The organism is Segeticoccus rhizosphaerae, assembly GCF_009192725.1.
GTDB classification, from domain to species: Bacteria; Actinomycetota; Actinomycetes; order Actinomycetales; family Dermatophilaceae; genus Segeticoccus; species Segeticoccus rhizosphaerae.
Genome location: NZ_VOHR01000264.1, coordinates 1 through 5,246, shown reverse-complemented (window position 1 = coordinate 5,246; position 5,246 = coordinate 1). Strand labels below are relative to the sequence as shown.

General features: G+C 71.4%; 4 protein-coding genes and 1 pseudogene. 4 read left to right on the top strand and 1 reads right to left on the bottom strand.

Annotation, left to right across the window (positions count from 1 at the left end):
• Window positions 1-28 precede the first annotated feature (28 nt).
• Window positions 29-1,717 carry a phospho-sugar mutase gene (locus tag FRW57_RS16785; RefSeq protein WP_152186530.1) on the top strand — a complete coding sequence of 563 codons (1,689 nt, stop codon included), beginning with the start codon at window positions 29-31 and terminating at the stop codon, window positions 1,715-1,717.
• Window positions 1,718-1,774: 57 nt separating this feature from the next.
• Here FRW57_RS16785 and FRW57_RS16780 read toward each other — a convergent pair whose 3' ends face one another.
• Complete coding sequence (locus FRW57_RS16780; protein ID WP_137122455.1) at window positions 1,775-2,440, bottom strand: PH domain-containing protein; 666 nt, start codon at window positions 2,438-2,440, stop codon at window positions 1,775-1,777.
• A gap of 75 nt (window positions 2,441-2,515) precedes the next feature.
• Between FRW57_RS16780 and deoC the strand changes: the two genes are divergently transcribed.
• From deoC to FRW57_RS16765, 3 genes and pseudogenes are all read left to right on the top strand, one after another.
• Window positions 2,516-3,502, top strand: a complete 987-nt coding sequence (gene deoC, locus FRW57_RS16775) for a deoxyribose-phosphate aldolase (protein WP_152186529.1) — start codon at window positions 2,516-2,518, stop codon at window positions 3,500-3,502.
• 41 nt (window positions 3,503-3,543) lie between these two features.
• Window positions 3,544-5,001 carry an aldehyde dehydrogenase family protein gene (locus tag FRW57_RS16770; RefSeq protein WP_137122457.1) on the top strand — a complete coding sequence of 486 codons (1,458 nt, stop codon included), beginning with the start codon at window positions 3,544-3,546 and terminating at the stop codon, window positions 4,999-5,001.
• Window positions 4,998-5,246 (top strand): annotated as a pseudogene (locus tag FRW57_RS16765) (aldehyde dehydrogenase family protein); the annotation flags it as partial. The gene FRW57_RS16770 and the pseudogene FRW57_RS16765, both read left to right, overlap by 4 nt.

Here is a 5,246-nt window from a genome sequence, read left to right as displayed (position 1 = left end):
TGGCGCAGATCGTCCGCCGGGCAGTGGCATGACGGCGGCGGACCGCGGGGACGACCTGCTCGAGCAGGCGGCTGCGTGGCTGGCCGACGACCCGGACCCGGACACCCGCGCCGAGCTGCGGGACCTGCTCGACCGGGCGCCGCACGACGCGGCAGCGCGCGCCGACCTGGCCGACCGGTTCAGCGGGTTGCTCGAGTTCGGCACCGCGGGGCTGCGCGGAGAGCTCGGCGCCGGCCCGAACCGGATGAACCGTGCGGTGGTCATCCGGACGGCAGCCGGCCTCACGGCATACCTGAAGCACACGGTGGACGACCCGGCCGTGGTGATCGGCTTCGACGCGCGGCGCGGCTCCGACGACTTCGCCCGGGACACGGCGGCGGTCGTGACGGCTGCCGGTGGTCATGCGATGGTGCTGCCCCGTCCGCTGCCGACCCCGGTGCTGGCGTTTGCGATCCGGCACCTCGGCGCCGACGCCGGTGTCATGGTGACGGCGAGCCACAACCCGCCCCAGGACAACGGCTACAAGGTCTATCTCGGGGACGGCAGCCAGATCGTCCCCCCCGCGGACGCGGACATCTCGACCGAGATCGGTCGGGTCGAGTCGGTGCGATCGGTGCCGCTCGCCACGGACGGCTGGGTCACGATGGGCGACGAACTCGTCGACGCCTACCTCGAGGCCACCGCGGCCGTGGTCGCGCCGGACAGCCCACGAGAGATCAGCATCGTTCACACGGCGCTGCACGGTGTCGGCAGCCAAGTGCTGGTGTCCGCCTTCGAGAGGGCCGGCTTCCCGCCCCCGACGCTGGTGGACAGCCAGGCCGAGCCGGACCCGGACTTCCCGACCGTCCCCTTCCCCAACCCGGAGGAACCCCGGGCGATCGACGCGGCGTTGGCGCTGGCTGCGGAGGTGCACCCCGACCTCGTGCTCGCCAACGACCCCGACGCCGATCGGTGTGCCGTGGCGGTGCCCGACCCGGCTGCCGCCACGAAGCTCGACCCGGCGGGGTGGCGGATGCTGCGCGGCGACGAGGTCGGCGCCCTGATCGGCGCGCACCTGCTCGCCCGCGGGGTGGGAGCCGACGCCGTCTTCGCCAACTCGATCGTCTCGTCCCGACTGCTGGCCGCGATGGCCGCCGATGCCGGGATCCGGCACGAGGAGACGCTGACCGGGTTCAAGTGGATCGCCCGGGTGCCGGGCCTGCGCTACGGCTACGAGGAGGCGCTCGGCTACTGCGTGGCTCCTGGAACGGTGCGTGACAAGGACGGGGTCAGCGCGGCGCTGCTGGTGGCCGAGCTGGCCGCCACGCTGCACGGTGAGGGACGCACGCTGCTGGACGTGCTGGACGACCTGGCCGTGGCGCACGGGGTGCACGCCACCGACGCCTTCTCCGTGCGGGTCGCCGACCTGTCCCTGATCGCGACGGTGATGGCGCGCCTGCGGGAGCGGCAGCCCGGTTCGATCGCCGACGTCGCGGTCTCTCGGGTGGACGACCTCGCGGTCGGGACACCACAGCTGCCCGCCACCGAGGGGTTGCGCTACCACCTCGCCGACGGGAGTCGGGTCATCGTGCGGCCGAGCGGGACCGAACCCAAGCTCAAGGTCTACCTCGAGGCCGTCGTCCCGGTCGGCGGTGGGGGGCTGGGTGCCGCGCGCGCCGAGGCAGCCGCCAGGCTGGCCCGCGTCCGCGCCGCGCTGGAGCAGCTCACCGCAGTCTGAAGAAACCGTCGCGCGTCATGTCTGTCGCGTCAGGGCTGTCGCGTCAGGGCTGTGGTCTCACAGCAGCATGACGAGGACCACGGCGATCGTGACCGCCAGCAGTGCGCCGACGGCCGGCCAGTACCACGAGGAACGCACCTCGCCGCTCGGCTCCGGCAGGGTGCCGTGCTCGACGGCCTCCTCGATCTCCACCAGAGCCTTGCGGATGTCGTCGCCCACGGTCGCAGCGGTGACCCTCTTGCCCGGTTTGGGGCCGGCGCTCTCACTCGCGGCAGCAGCGTCGGCCCTGGCCGCGCGACCCAGACCGCCGAAACCACCGAACCCCAGGCCCCCGCCCACGCCGACGCCGCCCCTGTTGGGACGCGCCACCTGGGAGGAGATGGCCCACGCGGTGTAACCGTGGTCCTCGGGCGTGTAGATCCGCAGGTTCCAGCGCGGCTCGATCACATCGACCTGGTTCCAGGGCAGATGGACGTCGCGGATGATGTTGCGGAAGGTGACGCCGTCCAGGCTGAGCACCACGCAGGGACGCAGCAGCACGGTCCAGCTCAGCACGGCACCGAACACCAGCCAGACGACGAGCTTCGGAGCGGGGTGATCGCCCCAGGACCGCAGCGCCAACGCGATGAGCAACGCCGCCAGCGCGACGAAGCACCACCCCGTCACCTGCGGGGAGAGCTGGCGGTAAACGTGGCGGGAGGAAGGCGGAGCGGGGTCGTTCATCGTCCTCGGCAATCATCGGGTCAGGCCGGCTGGCACGCCGTCCGAGGGTCGAGCATAGGCGGTTAGACTCCAGCAGTGAGTTCCTCCACCGCCACCACCCGAGCCCGGGACCACCTGGGCGTGACCCGGCTGACCGGCCGAGCACTCACCTCGTGGCTGCACGGCCTGCCAGGGGTGGACCGGGTCGGCTGCGACGCACGGGCGGCGGCGCTCGGCACGCGGTCCATCAAGACCACGGCCAAGGCCTGGGCGATCGACACCGCCATCAGCATGGTCGACCTGACCACCCTCGAGGGTGCCGACACCCACGGCAAGGTGCGGTCGCTGTGCGCCAAGGCACGGGTGCCCGACCCGAGCGACCCCAGCACCCCGCAGGTGGCTGCCGTGTGCGTCTACAACGACCTCGTCCCGGTGGCGATCGACGCCCTGCGCGGCACCGACATCCACGTGGCTGCAGTCGCGACGGCCTTCCCGTCGGGGCGGGCCTCGTTGCAGGTCAAGCTCGCCGACACGCGCGACGCGGTTCAGGCCGGGGCCCACGAGATCGACATGGTCATCGACCGCGGCGCCTTCCTGTCCGGCCGCTACCTCGACGTCTTCGACGAGATCGCCGCGATCAAGGGGGCCTGCGACCGGCCGGAGTCCGAGGGCGGGCCGGCCCACCTCAAGGTCATCCTCGAGACCGGAGAGCTCGCGACCTACGACAACGTGCGCCGGGCATCCTTCCTGGCCATGCTCGCCGGTGCCGACTTCATCAAGACCTCCACCGGCAAGGTCTCCCCCGCGGCCACCCTGCCCGTCACCCTCATCATGCTCGAGGCGGTCCGCGACTGGCGCGACCAGACCGGAGAGATGATCGGGGTGAAGCCCGCCGGCGGCATCCGCACCTCCAAGGACGCCATCAAGTACCTCGTCACCGTGAGTGAGACGGCCGGGGAGGACTGGCTCGACCCGGCCCGGTTCCGGTTCGGGGCGTCGAGCCTGCTGAACGACCTGATCCTGCAACGGCACAAGCTGCGCACCGGGGCCTACTCCGGCGCCGACTACGTGACGATCGACTGAACAGACCAGCACGCGAGCACAGCGAGACCCATGAGGCGGACATGACCTTCACCTACGCGCCGGCACCCGAGTCACGGGCGATCGTCGACCTGCGACCGTCCTACGGCCTGTTCATCGGCGGGGAGTTCGTCGAGTCGGACGGCGGTGGGCACTTCAAGTCGATCAGCCCGGCCACCGAGGAGGTGCTGGCGGAGGTCACCGAGGCCAGCGCCGCCGACGTGGACCGCGCCGTCAGGGCGGCCCGCAAGGCGTATGCCGGGCCGTGGGGACGCCTGTCGGGTGCCGAACGCGGCAAGTACCTCTTCCGGATCGCGCGGATCCTGCAGGAGCGCGCCCGCGAGTTCGCGGTGCTCGAGACCCTCGACAACGGCAAGCCGATCAAGGAGTCGCGCGACGTCGACATCCCGACCGCGGCGGCACACTTCTTCTACCACGCCGGCTGGGCCGACAAGCTGGACTACGCCGGTCTCTCCACGCCGCAGGGCGGGTCGCCGAAGCCGCTGGGCGTCGTGGGCCAGGTGATCCCCTGGAACTTCCCGCTGCTCATGCTTGCCTGGAAGATCGCCCCGGCCCTGGCGACCGGCAACACCGTGGTGCTCAAGCCGGCCGAGACCACGCCGCTGACGGCGCTGTTGTTCGCCGAGGTCTGCCAGCAGGCCGACCTGCCGCCCGGTGTCGTCAACATCGTGACCGGGGCGGGCGCCACGGGCCAGGCCCTGGTGGAGCACGAAGGCGTCGACAAGATCGCGTTCACCGGTTCCACGGCGGTCGGCAAGGCCATCGCCCGCTCCATCGCCGGCACCCGCAAGCGGGCCACCCTCGAGCTCGGCGGCAAGGCGGCCAACATCGTCTTCGACGACGCGGCGATCGACCAGGCGGTCGAGGGCATCGTCAACGGCATCTTCTTCAACCAGGGCCACGTCTGCTGCGCCGGGTCGCGCCTGCTGGTCCAGGAGTCGGTGGCCGACGACGTCGTCAGTCGGCTCAAGCGCCGGCTGACGACCCTGCGGGTGGGTGACCCGCTCGACAAGAACACCGACGTCGGGGCGATCAACTCGGCGGCGCAACTCCAGCGCATCCGCGACCTCGTGGAAGTCGGAGAGGCGGAGGGCGCCATCAGGTGGAGCCCGCCCTGCGATCTGCCCGACCGCGGCTTCTGGTTTGCCCCAACGGTCTTCACCGACGTCTCGCAGACCCACCGCATCGCGCAGGAGGAGGTCTTCGGTCCCGTGCTGTCGGTGCTGACCTTCCGCACGCCACAGGAGGCGGTCGCGCGAGCCAACAACACGCCATACGGACTGTCGGCCGGCATCTGGACCGAGAAGGGATCGCGCATCCTGTGGATGGCCGACCAGCTGCGGGCCGGCGTGGTGTGGGCCAACACCTTCAACCGCTTCGATCCCACTTCGCCGTTCGGCGGCTACAAGGAGTCCGGCTACGGCCGCGAGGGCGGCCGCCACGGCCTCGAGGCCTACCTCACGACGGGAGCCACACGATGAGCCCGACCGCGACGCGACGCACCGCGGGGAGCTCGTCACGCCTCGAGGTGCGCAAGACCTACAAGCTGTATGTCGGGGGCAAGTTCCCGCGCAGCGAGTCCGGCCGCTCCTACCAGGTGTTCTCGGCCGGACGCTCCCCCGCGTTCCTCGCCAACGCCGCACTGGGCTCACGCAAGGACGCACGCGACGCGGTGCGGGCCGCCCGTGGCGCCGTCGCCGGCTGGGCGGGCGCCACGGCGTACAAC

Bases quoted from the DNA above. Each gene is read 5' to 3' on its own strand.
- FRW57_RS16785 (WP_152186530.1), top strand. From the start codon at position 29: ATGACGGCGGCGGACCGCGGGGACGACCTGCTCGAGCAGGCGGCTGCG.
- FRW57_RS16780 (WP_137122455.1), bottom strand. From the start codon at position 2,440: ATGAACGACCCCGCTCCGCCTTCCTCCCGCCACGTTTACCGCCAGCTC.
- FRW57_RS16770 (WP_137122457.1), top strand. From the start codon at position 3,544: ATGACCTTCACCTACGCGCCGGCACCCGAGTCACGGGCGATCGTCGAC.